This is a genomic window from Aquibacillus kalidii, assembly GCF_014280935.1.
GTDB classification, from domain to species: Bacteria; Bacillota; Bacilli; order Bacillales; family Amphibacillaceae; genus Aquibacillus_D; species Aquibacillus_D kalidii.
This window is the reverse complement of the sequence record NZ_JACLZI010000066.1, coordinates 61,495-80,455: the sequence shown is the minus strand read 5'-3', so window position 1 is coordinate 80,455 and position 18,961 is coordinate 61,495. Positions and strand designations below refer to the sequence as shown.

Genomic DNA, 18,961 nt, shown 5'->3' with positions numbered 1-18,961 from the left:
CCTTTATTCGTTCGGCAACATCCAAATCGATCCTGTTTTTGTTTCTGCTTCAAGATGAAGTAACTGTTCGATTTCGCTATTTGCTTCAAAATGAAGTAGGTTTCTCATCATTTCACTTTTCTTTTCGATCACTTTATAATCGGAAAAATTACAATGGATACTGCCGATGTTTGTGGCAAGCTTTCCATCAACCTTCAACCTTTGTGGTAGATGGAGTCGGATGCTGCCTGTTGTTGTTTTAAAAAATCCAGATTTAGCTTCGATTCCATTCCACATCGTATGAATACTGCCACTCACGGCTTGTGCATCGACGTGATCGAATTCACCATTAAGATGAATCGAGCCGTTAATCGTTTCGGCTTCTAATTCTTTCAGTACTGCTTGCTCCACTTTAATTGATCCATTTGCTGTTTCTACCATATAGGTTTCGCCACTTATCCCTTGCAGGGTGATGGCACCATTCGTCGTTTTACTTCTGAATTGCTTCACTTGTAAATTTTCCACATCAATAGAACCATTAAACAATTTTATGGTTACCTTGTCATACAGAAGCTCCGGAATTCGTATCACTACATCAGTTTTCAACTGCTTGGATGGAATATAAAAACGAAGGATTCCATTATCCAGGTGAAATTCTACGTCAGACAAAAACCTCTTTCTTGCTTCATCAAGCTTACTTTCCTGGTAAACCTTTGCCTCACATTCAATACGGACATCCCGTTCATCCCATGGAACTATTTGCAAGTTACCGTTCGAAATATCAACATCTACCTTTTCAATTTCAGGCTGTTGACTTTGAAAAATATGAGACACTTTTGTATGCGTACCAAAGTTGAAGTCCAGGTCAACATTTTTTATTTTGCTAAATGCCTCTTCTATAAAACCTAGAAGTTTCTTTGCGGTTGTACCTGATTTAGCTTGCTTCTGATAGTAGTTTGAGTTTGATTCTGCCTGATCCCAATCGACATGCTGCGAGACCTGCTGATACTTTGCCTGTTCGGCTTTGTCTAAAGAATCAAAGATTTCTTCAGCCTCTTCTGAACTAATAATGCCATCCTCAACCATTTTTAAAATCTTTTTACGTTCTTCTTGCATGGCTTTCCCACCTTTCATATCTATGAAAAGGGAATTTCTTATCAGGTCCTAAACCAGACCTTTGTTATCACAATCAAAAAGATTGCTAGCATAACAAAACTACAATCTTCGTAAAGATGACGAAGACTGAGCCTTTCTAGAAATTCCAAGTGTAAAATCGTTCAGTACCTAAGCGATGCTTTGCGATTTCCTCCATATCAACCTTTTCCTTATCCATACTCCCAAGTACACCTTGAGCTTGCGAACGGTGAGCAAGAATGGTATCCATTTTTGTTTTAAAAAATGGTGTGATATCAAGGACGATATCTGGATCGCCTAGTACTTCTACATGATTTTGACTAATAGCTTGAACCCATAACTTTGGACGCTCTGATTCATCGATCAATCGAACTGCCTCAACTGCAGCTGCTCCAAGTGCATTGTGATCAGGGTGAACCGCTTGTTCTGGATGATGGGTGATTACAAGACTTGGTTTTATCTCTTCCAAGATGCCTTTTAGATGTTCAGCGATTTCCTGTCTTGATTCAAATTCTAGTGTTTTATCCCGATATCCTAACATATGTAAATCTACATCTAAAACATTACAAGCATCTATTAATTCTTTTTTACGAATTTCCGGTAATGTTTCCCGATTTGCAAATGTTGGATTACCCATATTACGTCCCATTTCACCGAGGGTTCCACATAAATATGTCACAGGTACACCTTCATTGCGAAATTTTGCTATTGTACCAGATGCTCCAAACGCTTCATCATCAGGATGTGGGTATATTAAGACTACATGTTTTTCCATCGTTTCATTACTCCTTTTTTACGTTTAATTCTTAAACGGGGTTTCACTTATTTCTAAAGCAACCATTAATCTACCTTCTCTATCATGCCCTGCCATTAGTAAGCGATTTTTTTCATCTACTTCATATTGACTGACACCCTCTGCATAAACCCAGCCTAAGTCTAGCTTTAACCCAACACGAAATGCGTTGCCACTTCCGACGATTTTGGCATGATTATAATTCACCTTTGCATTCCGAATAAAAGCACCTACGTTATACGCCTTTTCATCAAAATGGCTAGCATATGCACCATTGGTTGTTTCTAAGTGAACATACACATCTTTATTCAAAAAACGTTCTAATTCTGTCTGAACTTTATTAATATCTATCGGTTCCATTTTATTTTTACCTTCTTTCTATAAAGTTCGAGTAACAACTTCGAACATGATAACAACTCCTGATTTAACCATAACCAAAAACTATAAAACCGTCAAAAGTTTGAGCATCAAAAAAAGACTGCCTCTAGCGATGAGAGACAGCCTTCCATATCTAATTTATTGTTTAACCTTTTCTTTAGTTTGCAATATTTCTCCCATTCGTTTGCGATCGCGTTCCAAAATGGGCTTAAGGTATGTGCCAGTGTGAGACATTGGTTCTTCAGCAATGTCCTCTGGCGTACCTGTTGCAATGATTTGTCCACCGCGATCTCCCCCCTCTGGGCCAAGATCAATTAAATAATCGGCAGCCTTGATGACATCTAAATTGTGTTCAATAATCAGGACGGTATCTCCATTTTCTACTAACCTCTGCAACACTTCTAATAACCTAGAAATATCGTCAACGTGTAAGCCTGTAGTTGGCTCATCCAGGATATACAAGGTTTTACCATTAGAGCGTCTGTGCAGTTCGCTGGCTAGTTTCACCCGTTGTGCTTCCCCACCGGATAAGGTTGTTGCGGGTTGTCCCAAGCGTACATAGCCCAATCCTACGTCAAAAACGGTTTGGAGCTTGCGTTTAATTTTAGGAATGTTGGCAAAAAAGTCTAATGATTCCTCAATGGTCATATTTAGTACATCAGAAATGTTCTTCCCTTTGTATTTTACCTCTAACGTCTCGCGGTTGTATCGTTTGCCATCACAAATTTCACAAGGTACATACACATCTGGTAAAAAGTGCATTTCAATTTTTAATATTCCATCCCCACGACATGCTTCACAGCGTCCGCCTTTGACATTAAAGCTAAACCGCCCTTTTTTATATCCACGAATTTTCGCTTCGTTAGTTTGCGCATAAACATCTCGAATATCGTCAAAAACACCTGTATACGTGGCAGGGTTTGAACGAGGAGTACGTCCAATAGGAGACTGGTCAATATCAATCACTTTCTCTAGATAGTCAATGCCCTTGATCGTTTTATGCTTTCCTGGCTTCTGTTTGGCACGGTGAAGCTTCATGGACAGCCCTTTATGAAGAATTTCGTTGATCAAGGTACTTTTCCCTGATCCAGAAACACCTGTAACAGCAGTAAACATTCCAATCGGGATTTTTGCATCTACTTTTTTCAGGTTGTTCTCTTCCGCTCCAATGACCTCTAGGAATCGCCCATCTGGTTTTCTTCTTTCAATTGGTAACGGAATAAATTTCTTACCAGAAAGGTATTGTCCTGTTAACGATGCTTTATCCTTCATCACTTTCGCTGGCGTACCACTAGCCACTATTTGTCCACCATGTTCTCCTGCACCTGGTCCAATATCGATTAACCAGTCTGCAGCAAGCATCGTATCCTCATCATGCTCTACTACAATCAACGTATTTCCTAAATCACGCATCCGTTGTAGTGTTCCAATTAGTCGATCGTTGTCCCTTTGATGAAGTCCAATCGACGGCTCATCCAGTACATAAAGAACACCCGTTAAGGCAGAACCGATTTGGGTAGCGAGTCGGATACGTTGGGCTTCCCCACCGGATAACGTTCCAGCTGCTCGGGAAAGTGTCAAATAATCCAATCCAACATTCACTAAGAACGTTAACCGATCATTGATTTCTTTTATAATCATCTTAGAGATTGTTCTCTCTTTTTCACTCAATGGTACTTGTTCAAAAAATTGATTAATTTCTACTACAGACATCTCTGTAACTTGTCCAACGTGTAACCCGTTAATTAAAACCGCTCTAGCTTCTTCTTTTAACCGGTATCCTTTACATTTTGGACAAGGTTTCTGTGCCATATATTTTTCCATTTGCTCGCGAATAAAATCTGAGCTCGTTTCTTTATAGCGACGCGCTATATTTGCAAGTACACCTTCAAATATAATTTCATTTTCCCTTACTACACCAAAATCATTTTCATAGCGGAAGAATATTTTATCTTTGCCACTACCATTCAATATTTTATCGATATGATCTTTCGGTAAAGCTTTAACTGGTACTTCCATATCAATTCCATAAAAAGTACAAACACTCTCCAATAATTTTGGATAGTATTGAGAGCTAGTTGGTTCCCAAGCTACAATCGCTCCATCTTTTAATGAAAGGTCCCAATCAGGAATGACTAGTTCTAAATCTACTTCAAGCTGGGAACCTAATCCATCACAGCGACTACATGCACCGAATGGACTATTAAAAGAAAATAGTCGAGGCTCCATCTCACCGATTGAAAATCCACAAATCGGACAAGCATGGTGCTCGCTAAACATGAGCTCCTCTTCCCCTATTACGTCGACAATAACCTTTCCTTCTCCTAAACGGAGAGCTGTCTCAAGGGAATCTGTAAGACGTGCCGAGATTCCATCCTTTACAACAATCCGGTCAACAACAACCTCAATCGAGTGCTTTTTGTTTTTCTCCAAATTTATCTCTTCTGTTACTTCACGCATTTCCCCGTCAACACGAACACGAACATACCCTTCCTGTTTTAAGCTTTCCAACACTTTTACATGTTCACCTTTTCGACCAGAGACAACTGGCGCCAAAACCTGGAGCTTTGTTCTTTCTGGGTACTCGAAAATACGATCCACCATTTGTTGAACGGTTTGCGAGGTAATCTCAATACCGTGCTTTGGACAAGTAGGGTGTCCCACTCTAGCATATAATAGTCTCAAATAATCATAAACTTCAGTTACAGTACCGACAGTAGACCTTGGGTTTCGACTAGTCGTTTTTTGATCAATAGAAATCGCTGGGGATAAACCTTCTATGACATCTACATCTGGTTTATCCATTTGCCCGAGAAACTGTCTGGCATAGGCAGACAGTGACTCTACGTAACGACGTTGCCCTTCAGCGTAAATCGTATCAAATGCTAACGAAGATTTCCCAGAGCCAGACAATCCAGTTAACACAACTAATTTATCTTTAGGTATATCGACATCAATATTTTTCAAATTGTGTGCACGTGCACCTTTAATCGTTATTGCCTTTTTAGCCACTCACGGTCACCCTTCCGCTTTTAGTTCTAAAACTAAGTCACGAAGCTCAGCTGCTTTTTCGAAATTTAGATCTCTTGCCGCCTGCTTCATTTCTTTTTCCATTTCCGCAATTAACTTGTCTTTTTCTTTCTTCGTTAAATTGCTGACTTTCGGTTTATCCTCTTTATACTCTGCCGTATCTTCTGCTGCCATTGTAGCACGAATAACATCACGCACTTCTTTTTTAATGGTAGTCGGCGTCACACCATGTTCCTTATTATAAGCCTCTTGTTTCTCACGACGCCTGTTTGTTTCATCGATTGCTTTTATCATCGAATCTGTCATTCTATCTGCGTACATAATAACTTGTCCATTTTGATTTCGTGCTGCTCTACCGATTGTTTGAATTAACGAACGTTCGGAACGTAAAAATCCTTCCTTATCGGCATCTAATATCGTAACAAGTGACACCTCTGGAATATCGAGTCCTTCTCGCAAAAGGTTGATCCCGACGAGAACATCATATTTTCCAACACGTAGGTCTCGAATAATTTCAATACGTTCTAGTGTCTTAATTTCCGAATGTAAATAAGCAACCTTTATCCCGACTTCTTTTAAGTAATCTGTTAAATCCTCTGACATTTTTTTCGTAAGTGTTGTTACCAAGACTCTTTCATTTCGTTCGACCCGTTCGTTGATCTCTCCGATCAGATCATCTATTTGACCTTCAATTGGCCTAACCTGAATCTCAGGGTCAAGCAACCCTGTAGGCCGTATAATTTGCTCGGTCATTTTAGGCGTATGCTCTAATTCATATGGACCAGGTGTCGCCGAAACAAACACCATCTGACCTGCTTTCTTCTCAAATTCTGTGAACGTTAACGGACGATTATCCATTGCAGAAGGCAGTCTAAACCCATGATCGACTAATACCTTCTTTCTAGCTTGGTCCCCGTTATACATACCACGAACTTGTGGAAGTGTAACGTGCGACTCATCAACAACAATAAGAAAGTCATCTGGAAAGTAATCTAATAGTGTATATGGTGTAGAACCGGATTCTCTTAAAGTTAGATGTCTAGAATAGTTTTCAATTCCTGAACAAAACCCCATTTCGCCCATCATCTCTAGGTCATAATTCGTCCGCTGTTCTAGTCGCTGTGCTTCTAGTAACTTGTTTTGTTCACGGAACACCTTCAATTGTTCATGGAGTTCCTTTTCAATATTTTTCATCGCGACTTTAAGTTTTTCTTCACCAGTTACGAAGTGGGAAGCAGGGAAAATAGCAATATGCTCGCGATCACCGATGATTTCACCTGTTAATGCATCCACTTCTCGAATACGATCAATTTCATCACCAAAAAATTCCACGCGCACACAGTGCTCTTCACGTGATGCTGGAATAATTTCCACAGAATCACCACGGACACGAAAAGTACCGCGTTGAAAATCAATATCATTTCTCGCATACTGTATATCTACAAGGTTTCGGAGTAGCTCGTCCCGATCCTTTTCCATTCCAACCCGAATCGATAACACTTGATTCCGGTATTCTTCTGGAGAACCCAAGCCATAAATACAAGATACACTCGCTACGATCAATACATCGTTACGTTCAAATAAAGAAGAGGTGGCAGAGTGTCTGAGCTTATCAATTTCGTCATTAATGCTTGCATCCTTTTCAATAAATGTATCTGTTGATGGTACATATGCTTCTGGTTGGTAATAATCATAGTAACTGACAAAGTACTCAACCGCATTGTTTGGAAAGAAATCCTTGAATTCACTGTACAACTGGCCTGCTAATGTTTTGTTGTGGGCAATTACTAATGTCGGCTTATTAACTTCCTTTATAACATTAGACATAGTAAACGTCTTACCCGTTCCTGTCGCACCTAAGAGTGTCTGACATCTCTTCCCTGATTGGATTCCCGTCACTAGTTCGTCAATTGCTCTTGGTTGATCTCCTTGTGGTTGATATTTAGATTCTAATTGAAATTTATTATCCACGATGCAACCTCCGTTCACTCTATTAAAAATAGTTTATCCTATTATACTATATATTTCTAAATAACACGAACAAACATTCGTTTATTTTTCTTAATTAGTTCGTTTGGCCTTGAAGGTTAGTCAAACTTTCAAGCATCAGTAATTTAGATATGATAAACAGTATTTCCTACTATAAAAATAACAAGCAGTAAATACTGAATTTCTTCATTCTTTTTTAGATTACCATGTATTGTTGTATTTTTTTAGGAATATGATTGGGTGCGTTTTCTTTTTCTACTTCCTATACATTGTGGAATAAATAGTTATTAATTATAATGAGATAGAGATATTTAAGCTGATTTTAGGAAGGAAGTTTATTTTGAAAAATATATTACTCTTAATATTGACGATTAGTTTGTTAAGTGCATGTGGACAGGCTGAAGATAACCACTCAGACGGAGGTCAAGACGAGGAAGCACTTGCTTCTATTGAGGCACAGCTTCACGCACCAGAAACGGCTGAGATTGGTGCCGAGACAAGTGTTAAAGTAACTGTAACACAAGCAGATAGTTTCGTAGATGATGCAGATGAAGTTATGTTTGAAGTATGGAAAGATGGTTTAAAAGAAGAAAGTGAAATGATAGAATCCGAGTTCAAAGGCGATGGTGTCTATGTATTACATACAACATTTGATCAACCTGGCACGTACACTGTCCAATCACATGTCACAGCCCGTGGAATGCATACAATGCCTAAAGCTGAGATTCTAGTGGGATCTGATTCAGCAACTGAAGAGTCTGAAGCTACACAACACCATGATGACGCACATGCTGAAAGCTCCTCTTCAGAAGAGCATAGCCATCATGATAGTGAGTTAGCAATTGAGTTGGACCATCCAGATTCAATTACTCCCCATCAAGGACAAAGCTTTTCCGTGAAGGTAACGAATAACGATCAAACACTGACAGATGCAGCCATATCCTTACAAATAAGTCATACAGAAAAAGAGGATGGCTCTTGGGTTGATTTAGAGGAAACTGACAATAATCAATATGTTGGGGATGTTACTTTTGGTTATAGTGGAGAATATTTAATTACTGTTCACGTAAAGAAAGATGAACTCCATGATCATAAGGAGTTTCATGTGACAGTGGAATAACTAGGAGATAGTGTTTACCTGGACCTTTGTTGTAGCAAGGTCCTTTTTATTTGGTTTCAATATAAAGACTCATACAGAATCTATTCCCCATGTAAATAAGGCTGTTACGAAGGGAAGTCCCCTCGCAACAGCCTTTATTTTTTAAGCGTAGCTTTGATCATATTTATTCACTTCAAACAGATCGATCAATTCAATCTTAGGATGTTTATCCTGGAACCATCGCAATGCAAAGTCATTTTTAAATAAGACAAGGAACTCATCTTCACGATCCTTAACGAGCATATTTCGCTCATCAAATAAAGAGGTGTCAACTTGATCTGTTTTTAACCAACGAGGAATACGTTCCCCGATTGATTCCAGCACAACTTCAACATTGTACTCATTCTTCATCCGATATTGGAAAACCTCATATTGAAGTTCACCAACTGCACCAATGATATAGGATTCCATAGGATGACCTCTAAATAACTGAATCGCACCTTCTTGTACGAGTTGTTCAATTCCCTTTTTAAATTGCTTCGCCTTCATTACGTTTTTAGCCGTTACACGCTTAAACAGCTCTGGCGGGAATTGTGGTAGTTCATCATACTCAAAACTACTCTTCCCTTCCATCAACGTATCACCAATTCGGTAAGCGTTAGGATCATAAATCCCGATAATATCACCAGGGTAAGCTTCCTCAACGGTGTCACGTGAGGATGCCACGAATTGCTGTGTTTGAGATAGCTTTAGCGTTTTATCATTTCGGGCTAATTTAACGGTCATACCACGCTCAAATTTTCCTGAACATACGCGTAGGAACGCAACACGGTCACGGTGGGCAGGATTCATATTAGCTTGAATTTTGAAAATAAATCCAGAAAACTCTTCATTTTCAGGACTGACTAACCCCTCTGTAGTTTTTCTTGGCGTTGGATTTGGTGCCATTTCTACAAACGTATCAAAAAACGTTTGCACACCGAATGGGGCTAACGCACTACCAAAGAATACAGGTGTTTGTTCGCCTTTTAGAACAGACTCAAGCGAGAACTGGTCCCCTGCTTCATCTAACAACTCTAACTCACCAGACGTTTCCTGATAGGTTGGATGATTAACTAACTCCTGGTATTCAGGATTATCTAAGTCAGCGTATGGAATGTATGTTTCTTCTTCATTCCCGTTGAATTTTACAAATTGCTCATTGTGGCGGTCAAAAATACCTAAGAAACGCTTCCCCATTCCTACTGGCCAATTCATTGGATATGTTTCAATATCTAATACTTCCTCTATTTGTTCCAGTAATTCCAAAGGCTCTCTACCTTCACGGTCCATCTTATTAATAAACGTAAAGATCGGAATTCCACGCATACGGCAGACTTTGAAAAGTTTAATCGTTTGTGCTTCAATCCCTTTAGTCGCATCAATAATCATGACAACACTGTCAACTGCTGTTAGGGTACGATATGTGTCTTCACTAAAATCTTCGTGTCCAGGTGTATCAAGAATATTGACTTTATAGTCTTTATAAGGAAAATTCATTACACTTGACGTAACAGAAATTCCACGTTGTTTTTCAATTTCCATCCAGTCAGACGTTGCGAACTTACCTGATTTTTTACCTTTCACTGTTCCAGCTGATCGAATCAAGTTTCCGAATAATAATAGCTTTTCGGTTAACGTCGTTTTACCAGCATCCGGGTGCGAAATAATCGCAAACGTTTTACGTTTTTGTGCTTCATCTTTTATACTCATCAAAAAAAATCCCTTCCACTATTATATTTAAAGTTAATTTCCTTCCAAACAGACGGGATTTTAGTTTCACATCGGTCCTATTTCTCCTTTAATAAAAACTTATATCCATTATATATGATTAGTCGATTAATATTTTATTCACGATAGTAAAAATAGCATGATCTCCGTAATAAAGTCAACTACACTATTAATTATATGGCAAATAGGAAAGGCTGTTACCTATTAGAAGCGAAAATTTGTTATAATATAAGGATAGGTTTTAAAAGGAAGGGATAACCAATGCGCACCTTTTTTATTGATAAACAAGATATCGTTCGCATAACTGGCGAACGTTTTTATAAACGTGGCTATGACTATTACAAAAAAGGCCGAGTTTTCGGCTTAAGCTATAACCCAACTATTAACTCTTGGCGCGGACAAGTAAAAGGGACCGAGACATATAGCGTGCGGATTTTCTTTTTTGAAGATGATGAGCTAGAAGGTAGCTGTGATTGTCCGGCTTACGCAACTCACTTTACTTGTAAGCATATTGCTGCTGTTCTCCTAGCGATAGGTCAGGATTCGTGGGATAAATTACGAGAGGACCATGACGATCCAATCGAGACTAGTGTCGTTCCGCAACAGAAGGATACGTTTACGACAAGAATGATTGATGCGTTTCGTTCGGATCCGAAATCTTCACCGGGAAAACAAGAACAAATTGTTGTGGAATATACAATTGGATTAAGAATCAATCCACATAATTCAAAATCCTTTTTAGAAGTCGAACTAAAGCTGGGTACAAAGAAAACCTACATTATTAAAAACATTCGAGAATTACTATTGCATATAAAAAAGGCAAAAGTCTATAAAATTACGCCAACCTTTTCTTATGATCCAAGTCAACATTATTTTACCGAGGACGATCAGGATATTATCCATGCACTTATTACTGCTTATGACAGTGAATCACTGTATGAGAATTCATTCTCCAATCCACTACAAGATAAGCGCACGATTACACTTCAACCGAGCGGTGCAGATGAAATTCTTGAAATCCTTAGTAGAAATGAAAATTGTTATTATAAAGGATACGATGGAGAAATTAATAGAGGCATAAAAATTACCGATAACATCAATCATCTTCATTTTTTGTTAGATCAGGATGAAGATGACTCTTATACGATCGATATCTCACCTCTGTCTTCGTTTACGTATTTGGAAAACTATCATTATTTATTTAAGCAAGGGATTTTTTATAAAATCCAAAAAGAGCAACAAAGCATTATGGAACAACTATTTAGTTTATTACCATACCGGACCAAGCAAGCACACACGATTCCTAAGGATAAGATTAATCCTTTCGTTGCGGACGTAGTTCCTAAGCTAGAGGCAATCGGTAAAGTGAAATTTACTGAAAAAACAAAGGATAAAGTCGTCTTGAAACCGTTGGAGGCTAAAGTTTATTTAGATGAATCACGAGATACGTTGACTGCAAAGCTATCCTATCAATACGGGGATACTATCATTGAACCGTTCTCTAAGAGCCAGCAATCCGATAAAATCATCAAACGAGATAGCGAGAAAGAAAACGAGATTCAGCAACTTTTGCAAAAATCTGGCTTTACTTTCTTAAACGGTCAGTTTCAACTTTTTAATAACGCAGCCATCTATCAATTTTTACAGGAGACCCTTTCTGTCCTTCAAGAAAAAGCAACTGTATATACTTCTACACAAGTAAAAGCAATGATTGGAGGACCTACTAGGTCTCCTCTAGTGTCTACGATTAACTTAGATCAGAAGAGTGGGATGCTTGATATCTATTTTGATATGGATGGCATCTCAGAAAAAGATATACAGAACGTGTTACAAGCAATGGTGGAGAAGAAAAACTATTACAGAATCCCAAATGGTGCCTTGCTTTCATTAGAAGAGGAAGAATACCAATCTTTTTATCAGCTTGCCGATCAATTACAATTAACAAAAAAACAAATCGAGGACGGCCATTTACAGTTACCTGCTGCCAGAAGCTTTCAAGTAGAAGAAGCTCTAAATGCTAAATCTGCACGCTATTCAGAGTCATTCCAGAGGTTACTGACAGAGTTAAAGCAGCCTAGCCTACTAGATTTTTCTCTTCCTTCTTCTATAAACGCAGAGTTAAGAGACTATCAACTTGTCGGCTTTCAGTGGTTAAAATCCCTTTCCCATTACCATCTTGGCGGCATATTAGCCGATGATATGGGTCTTGGTAAAACCTTGCAAACGATTAGCTATCTCGTATCAGAAATGGAGGAACGAGACAGCTTCCGTGGACTTGTCGTTGCTCCTGCATCACTCTTGTACAACTGGAAGAAAGAATTTGAAAAGTTTGCACCACATGTTCGCGTTTGTGTCGCAACTGGGACAAGAGATCATCGTCAACGTCTAATTGAGTCTAGTCAGGATGTGGATATCTTTATCACGTCATATCCAACGTTAAGACAAGACATCGATTTATATGAAAAGAGCTCCTTTGATGCGTTAATCCTTGATGAAGCTCAAGCGATTAAGAATCATTTAACCCAAACAGCAAAAGCAGTCCGTTCTCTTCAGGCAACTAAGAAATTTGCGCTTAGTGGTACACCAATTGAAAACTCTTTGGAAGAGCTATGGTCAATCTTTTATACGGTATCACCTGGTTTATTTGGCAATAAAAAGTCCTTTTTAAATTTAGAACCAGCTTATATTGCCAAAATAACGCGACCATTCATTTTGAGAAGGGTTAAGAAGGATGTATTGGAAGAATTGCCTGACAAGATTGAAACGGTCCAGTACTCTGACTTAACGAAAAATCAAAAAGAAGTATATTTAGCCTATTTAGAACAAATGCAAGAACAATTAAAACAAACGATTCAGGAAAAAGGATTTGAACGCGGCAAGTTAGAAATCCTTGCTGGACTAACAAGACTTCGTCAAATTTGTTGTCACCCGTCGTTATTTTTAGAAAACTATACAGGCAAGTCCGGTAAACTAGAACAATTAAAAGAGTTACTAGAAGAGCTTAAACAAAACGGCAAGCGTACGCTTATCTTTTCTCAGTTTTCAAGTATGCTTTCGATGATCAATGGTCAACTCGAAAAAGAAGGATACGAAACCTTCTATCTCGATGGTTCTACCCCATCGGCAAAGCGAATGGAAATGGTAGATGCCTTCAATGAAGGTGAAAAATCTGTATTTCTTATTTCCCTTAAGGCTGGTGGAACTGGTCTAAACTTAACCGGAGCAGATACCGTTATTTTGTACGACTTATGGTGGAACCCTGCGATAGAAGAGCAAGCAGCAGGTCGTGCACACCGAATTGGCCAGAAAAACGTTGTGCAGGTTATTAGATTGATCACCGAGGGAACCATTGAGGAGAAGATTTACGAGCTACAACAAAAGAAACGAGAGCTTGTCGATCAAATTATCCAACCTGGAGAAACAATGCTTTCTAAGCTATCTGAAAAAGAAATTAGAGAGTTACTGCAGGTAAAGGTTTAAAATTCGTTGAAACTGCAGAAAAGTTTTGATGTGCATTACATGTTAGCGGTAATGATTGCATTGGTATTGGGTGGTTTTAATTATCATCTTAATGTAAACTAGTTTTAATAGAATCCTTACTTATCGTTGGATAGGTGGGGATTTTTCTTTTCGTTGGGGTTGGAATTATGTTTCGATATTTGGTGTAGTTGCTTTCATTTGAAAAATCGATGCTCTCGTTGCGCTTTTTGGTGTTCCTCCTTTTCATCTGCACACAAACTCTAGCTCTCAATTATGTCCAGCACAACAGCTTCTTCTTCTTTAGTAAAAGAAAGCTCCGTCCACACTCATCACGGCTAACCAACAAAAAAATAGTGCTACTAGCAACGCTAGCAGCACCTCTAAAACATCCGTATTTTAACTAGCTGTTAAATCAGGCTTAATCATCACGGTTGGTACCTCTGCAAGGTCTACCACCCTATCATCAGCTAAAATTTTCACAACCGGTCTCTGAAAATGCTTATCAACTTTTGTAACAATTGATGGATATTGATTGTCGACGATGACTCTTGTTCCAGGCGGATAGGTCGGAACAGCATGGGTGAAGCTTTGGACGATGTGATGGTCAAAATAGATATCGGAAGCAGCCATGATTCCTTCCATCGCCTCATGCGGTGGCATGCCTTCTTTCGTAATCAAATTCTCATACAGATTTGCCACGCCACAAATTTGCGCTACCTCTATGAAGTCCTTACCCGCTATTTTTCTCGGAGATCCAGTTCCATCAACCTTTTCATGATGCTGATAGGCAATGTGTGCTGATACAATACTCATTTGACTAACAAAACGCAAATGATTAAATCCGCTCTCACTATGCTTGTCATAGTCTCGTGTCAGCATCTTACCAACGTCATGAAGCAGGGCTCCAACCGCTAGGTCCTTAAGACGAATGTCACTATAACCTAATTTTTTAGCAGTTAATAAAGATAGGATTGCTACGTTAACAGAATGCGCATAAAGATGTAACTCTTTGGCAATCGCTCCAGATGGAATCAAGACAAGCATTACTCGGCCCTTCACTTCATTCGTAAGCTTCTTTGCCACCTCTTGAATTTTCCTTATATCCGCTTTTTTATTATCCCGAACAAGTTCATGATATTCTTGTACATCCTTTATTGCTTCCGTCCAAGTCGGCATATCTAACATATCATCTAATTCTATACCCTTGGACACTTCATCCTCCACAAAAATATAACTAATACCAAGATCAAGGAGACGATCCTTGATCTTAGGATCAATAGTTCTTCCTGCTGTTAATAATATCCTTCTCTTAGAATCATATATTGGCTGTCCTAATACCATTGTCCGATAGTTATAGTCAGTCATTTTAATCAACCGCAACTCTTTCCCCTCCATACAATAAACCACTAGAAGCAAAATGGTTATCCCGAGTGGATAACCAAAAATTCTATGGAAACCGGGCTATCCTAGTCAATATAAATCAACCTTAGACCCCTAGCTTTGCGTCCTATTTTTTCAAATAGTTTGCCTTTAGCATACCTATTATTCTAATAATCATACTGTATCTACTTGTACTATTCAAATGCAAAACACTATCCAAAATTATACAGGCGTACTAGTCGTCAATTTAATCTTATCCACTTCTTTGTTAATACTAGCCATTTTTTCATCTAGTTCACAGACTGTATCTGCTGCTAATTTCAACTCATTTTTCAGAACATCCGGGATATCCTGGTCAAATTTATAAAAAATTTTGTGCTCCAGACTTGCCCACGTATCCATGGCAATCGTACGAATTTGAATTTCAACCTTTACTAGTTCTGTTGATGCCGCAAGAAAAACAGGCACCTCCAAAATCAAATGAAAGCTACGGTAACCATTAGGTTTTGGATTTCTTATATAATCTTTTACTGAAATAACTTTAATATCATCCTGTGAACTAATTAATTCATAGATCTTATAAATATCCGAAACAAAGGAACACGTGATCCGAATTCCAGCAATATCATTCACATTTTCACGTGCATTAGCAAGTGTAATTGGTAACTCTTTTCGCTTTAACTTTTTAATAATTCCCTCAGGTGTTTTTATTCGTGATTTAATATGTTCGATTGGATTATGGTTATGAATGAATTGAAATTCCTCATTTAAAATGTTTAATTTCGTATTTATTTCATCTAATGCAAATTTATAGATTAACAAACCATTTTTCCATTCATTAAATTGTTCTTCCATTTTACTCATACAACTTCACCCTTCTAAGAAAACTAACCTTCAATTAGTATATCACCAAGTGACGAGAATGGGATGTCCATTTATAAAGTTCCTTATTTTGTCACGATAAGATAAAAAACATCCTCATAGACTTGTAGTGTCTAGAGGATGTTAACTTAATTTTTCTGTGCTGTTTTCTGTTCTTTCGTTGTTATTCTGTATTGCTTTTTAGCAAACAAAATTCCTAATTCATGGTGCTCTCCTTGATAAAGTGCACGCTGCGCAAACCGGATTTCTCCACGCTCATCTCGAATATCAAGTTTACAATAGGCACTATTTGCTTGCAGTGCTTCATAAAATTGCTGCTCGTTTGCTACGCGGATTCCATTTACTTTAAGAATTTTTTCTCCAACGGATAATTTCAAACTTTCTGCAGGTGTTCCCGGGATAACTCCTAGAACTAGTAATCCTGTTTGATCCGGACTAAAGAATGGCTGGTTTTGCTGATCTTTCGAGCGGAAATGAAAAGACAGCCACTCTCTTCCAATTAACGCAACAATCACACTGATTAACGTAAAGATTGGTAGGTAATAACCAATAATAGATAATGCAATTGTAGCAAGTCCTAAAATTAATAAGGATTGTCCTAATGCGCGGGTAACCTTAATTGGTAAGGCACCTTTTGCTACATGTTCAAATCCAATAACTATAGGAATCAGAAGTATGCCATAGCTTTCCCCGTTAATCGAAAACATTGGCCACCAGTCAGCAAAAGGTGTAATTAACCCACTAGGCACTAAACCAAAGAAGGGGATCATCGTAATCTTCTTTAACCGGTGTTGTCCAACCCATTTACCTCTATTTCCCTTAACCAGCTCTGGAAATGTTTCTCTCTTCCTTATTTGTAGTACAAGAACAGCTTCCACCATAATCATTAAACCTAACAAGGTAGTAAAGCTAACAAATTCTACGTTCTTAAAATTTTCTTGCCACTCAGAAGGGAGCACATTGTCTAGTACCGATGGAAAAATTAATAATAATAAATAAGTAAATCCAAATGAATAAGCAGCAGATAACCATGAGAAACGACCTGAAACACTTAATAAAATAGTAACAAGTGATAAAAGTGCTATTACCGTGTAATCAAACGTTACTCCTAATCCTACAGCTAGTACAGATAGGATGGCTCCACTAATTAATGATACTGGCCAAGTATAAGCAGCCTCATAATAGACATCAAATATTTTTGTACCGAAGTTCTTTCTTTCATTCTTAATTCGTGATAGCGAAACAAGAAAGGTAAGTATGAAGAACCAATAAAACAGGGGATTTAAAAATAGTTTCCCGACTCCTTTTGCAAACTCTATTAACCAATCTGACATCCGCTATTACCCCTTCCAACAACATCAAAACCTGTATGTAATTAATTCGATAACTATCGCAATTTTCCTTCTTCTATTAGCATACCATAAAAACAAATAATCCGTGGGAAGCCCACGGATTATTTCTGTTGGTTATTGGAATAAAACCTCTAACGCTTTTTCCATTTGATTATCATTTTCACCATTAGTTATTTTTTCAACTACACTTGCTTGTAGCTTTTCCGCTGTTTGCTTATTAATCTCACCTGTTACGTCTATTCCTTGATCAGATTGATAGCTTTTAACTGCTTCTACTGTTTCTTTGCTAAAGAATCCATCTTCTCTTCCAGGATCATAGCCTAAGCCATTTAACATTACTTGAGCATTAGCTATTTTATCATTCGATTGGTTGTATGTTAGCGGCTCTTTTATTTGGATTGGATTTGTATAATAATACTCAGGTTGTTTAACTTTTACAGTAGGCTCTACACCTTTTTTATGGATCCAGTTACCATCTGGAGACAACCATTTAAACAGAGTTAATTTAATGGTACTTCCATCTCCCATTGGAACAGTTTGTTGTACAGTTCCTTTACCAAAACTGGTTGTTCCAACAACATCATATCCGCCAGCTTCCTTCATAGAAACGGCTAATATTTCTGAAGCTGAGGCACTACCTTCATTTATTAATACGCTCACAGGGTAATCCTTTGCTTCCTTCAATTCTGAGAAGTAGCGAGACTTTTTCCCATCACGATCTTCAATTTGTAAGTATGGACTATCTTTTGGTATAAAGTTCTTCAAAATCTCCTCGACAGCTGGCAATAATCCACCTGGGTTACCACGAACGTCAATTACTAAGCCTTCGATTCCCGCTTCTTCTAATTTAGTTAGCTCTTCATGGAATCGTTCAGCTGTTTTTTCTGAGAACGATGTGATTTCAATGATACCAGCTTTCTTCCCATCGATTTCTTTCGTTTCAGAATAGACTGTTTCTAATGGAATATCATCACGAATTAAATCTATCGTTAATAAATCTTCCACACCCGGACGCTGTATTTCTAGCGTCACTTTAGTTCCTTGTTCCCCACGTATTTTCGAAACTGCATCATATAAATCTAATCCTTCAACACTTTCCCCATTAACCGTTAGAATTTGATCATTTGGTTTTAAGCCTGCGTCTTCAGCTGGTGAATCTTTAATTGGTGCGATGATCGTAACTTTTCCTTCAACCATGCTTACCTCGGCACCAATACCTTCAAACGAGGATTCAATTTGATGATTAAACTCCTCAACAGTTTCCTTATCCATATAAACACTGTATGGGTCCTCTAACGTATTGAGCATTCCCTGCACGGCACCTTCAATAAGTTCTTTGTCTTCAATTTTCTCCACATAATTACCTTTGATAAGCTCATATGCTTTAATTACTTTTTGCATATCCTGCATTTTACTTAAAAGTTGCTTTTGCTCATCATTAGATAAATCTAGAAATTGACTTTCTTCGGTAGTTAAATCTGCATTACCAGAAGAAATTTCTGATTGTCCATCTTCTGACTGTGCAAGTTGCACACCAACATAAGAACCACCAGCCCCTAATAGTAGTGCAGCGACCAATAGTATTACTATGTAACGCTTTTTCAAGTTCATGGTTTCACCTCTACGAATTTAATTCTGTTTTATGTATCGATTATGCCACAAAAAGGCACCACAACATAATCGTGCGATGCCCTT

At 38.2% G+C, this 18,961-nt stretch carries 12 protein-coding genes and 1 riboswitch; of the genes, 2 read left to right on the top strand and 10 right to left on the bottom strand.

The window, feature by feature from the left end; all coding sequences use genetic code 11:
* Positions 1-3: 3 nt before the first annotated feature.
* The 5 genes from H7K77_RS20705 to uvrB form a co-directional block, all read right to left on the bottom strand.
* On the bottom strand, positions 4-1,095 hold the full coding sequence (locus H7K77_RS20705) for a DUF4097 family beta strand repeat-containing protein (RefSeq protein WP_186580883.1): 1,092 nt from the start codon (positions 1,093-1,095) through the stop codon (positions 4-6).
* A 136-nt stretch (positions 1,096-1,231) separates the two neighbouring features.
* Complete coding sequence (gene bshB2 / locus H7K77_RS20700) at positions 1,232-1,888, bottom strand: bacillithiol biosynthesis deacetylase BshB2 (RefSeq protein WP_186580881.1); 657 nt, start codon at positions 1,886-1,888, stop codon at positions 1,232-1,234.
* Between the two features lie 24 nt (positions 1,889-1,912).
* Positions 1,913-2,266: a YojF family protein gene (locus H7K77_RS20695; protein WP_186580879.1), complete on the bottom strand. Its 354-nt coding sequence runs from the start codon at positions 2,264-2,266 to the stop codon at positions 1,913-1,915.
* Between the two features lie 156 nt (positions 2,267-2,422).
* Complete coding sequence (uvrA, locus tag H7K77_RS20690; RefSeq protein ID WP_186580877.1) at positions 2,423-5,296, bottom strand: excinuclease ABC subunit UvrA; 2,874 nt, start codon at positions 5,294-5,296, stop codon at positions 2,423-2,425.
* A 6-nt stretch (positions 5,297-5,302) separates the two neighbouring features.
* Positions 5,303-7,285, bottom strand: a complete 1,983-nt coding sequence (uvrB, locus tag H7K77_RS20685) for an excinuclease ABC subunit UvrB (RefSeq protein ID WP_186580875.1) — start codon at positions 7,283-7,285, stop codon at positions 5,303-5,305.
* A gap of 358 nt (positions 7,286-7,643) precedes the next feature.
* On the opposite strand from uvrB, the gene H7K77_RS20680 reads away from it, so the two are divergent.
* Positions 7,644-8,423, top strand: coding sequence for a FixH family protein (locus H7K77_RS20680; RefSeq protein WP_186580873.1), 780 nt, complete (start codon positions 7,644-7,646; stop codon positions 8,421-8,423).
* Between the two features lie 141 nt (positions 8,424-8,564).
* On the opposite strand, the gene H7K77_RS20675 is transcribed toward H7K77_RS20680, so the two are convergent.
* The gene (locus tag H7K77_RS20675; RefSeq protein ID WP_186580871.1) at positions 8,565-10,154 is read right to left on the bottom strand and encodes a peptide chain release factor 3; all 1,590 of its coding nucleotides are present in this window, start codon (positions 10,152-10,154) and stop codon (positions 8,565-8,567) included.
* Between the two features lie 279 nt (positions 10,155-10,433).
* Here H7K77_RS20675 and H7K77_RS20670 point away from each other — a divergent pair, with 279 nt between their 5' ends.
* Positions 10,434-13,652: a DEAD/DEAH box helicase gene (locus tag H7K77_RS20670; protein WP_186580869.1), complete on the top strand. Its 3,219-nt coding sequence runs from the start codon at positions 10,434-10,436 to the stop codon at positions 13,650-13,652.
* A 396-nt stretch (positions 13,653-14,048) separates the two neighbouring features.
* On the opposite strand, the gene H7K77_RS20665 is transcribed toward H7K77_RS20670, so the two are convergent.
* From H7K77_RS20665 to H7K77_RS20650, 4 genes are all read right to left on the bottom strand, one after another.
* Positions 14,049-15,032 (bottom strand): HD-GYP domain-containing protein, encoded by a 984-nt coding sequence (locus H7K77_RS20665; RefSeq protein ID WP_186580867.1) that lies wholly within the window; start codon positions 15,030-15,032, stop codon positions 14,049-14,051.
* Between the two features lie 68 nt (positions 15,033-15,100).
* A riboswitch (cyclic di-GMP riboswitch) is annotated at positions 15,101-15,191 on the bottom strand.
* Positions 15,192-15,254: 63 nt separating this feature from the next.
* Complete coding sequence (locus tag H7K77_RS20660) at positions 15,255-15,896, bottom strand: GTP pyrophosphokinase (RefSeq protein ID WP_186580865.1); 642 nt, start codon at positions 15,894-15,896, stop codon at positions 15,255-15,257.
* Positions 15,897-16,042: 146 nt separating this feature from the next.
* Positions 16,043-17,248 carry a S1C family serine protease gene (locus tag H7K77_RS20655; protein ID WP_186580863.1) on the bottom strand — a complete coding sequence of 402 codons (1,206 nt, stop codon included), beginning with the start codon at positions 17,246-17,248 and terminating at the stop codon, positions 16,043-16,045.
* A 132-nt stretch (positions 17,249-17,380) separates the two neighbouring features.
* Positions 17,381-18,877 (bottom strand): S41 family peptidase, encoded by a 1,497-nt coding sequence (locus tag H7K77_RS20650; RefSeq protein WP_186580861.1) that lies wholly within the window; start codon positions 18,875-18,877, stop codon positions 17,381-17,383.
* Between the last annotated feature and the right edge of the window lie 84 nt (positions 18,878-18,961).